The sequence below is a fragment of the Streptomyces yerevanensis genome (assembly GCF_000716805.1).
In the GTDB taxonomy this organism is placed as follows: domain Bacteria; phylum Actinomycetota; class Actinomycetes; order Streptomycetales; family Streptomycetaceae; genus Streptomyces; species Streptomyces flaveus.
Genome location: NZ_JNWJ01000291.1, coordinates 1 through 232 on the forward strand (window position 1 = coordinate 1; position 232 = coordinate 232).

General features: G+C 70.3%; 1 pseudogene. It reads left to right on the forward strand.

Features of this window, described 5'->3' with window-relative positions:
* Window positions 1-232, forward strand: a pseudogene (locus OP79_RS49455) (sugar phosphate isomerase/epimerase); the annotation flags it as partial.

Here is a 232-nt window from a genome sequence, read left to right on the forward strand (position 1 = left end):
CTCCCACCTGATGTGGCAGGGCATGGACGTCATCGCCTGCGTCAAGTGGCTGGGCCCGCTGGTGTTCCACGCCGCCGCCAAGGACGCGACACTCTGCCCCGGCGCCGACATCCGCGGCGTACTGGACACGTCCTTCACCCGCGTGCCCGCGGACGCGCCCGGCAAGGTGCCCACGGGCTACGGCTTTTGGTGCAACGCCTGGCCTCAGAACCCGGCGTGGAAGTTCGTCGCG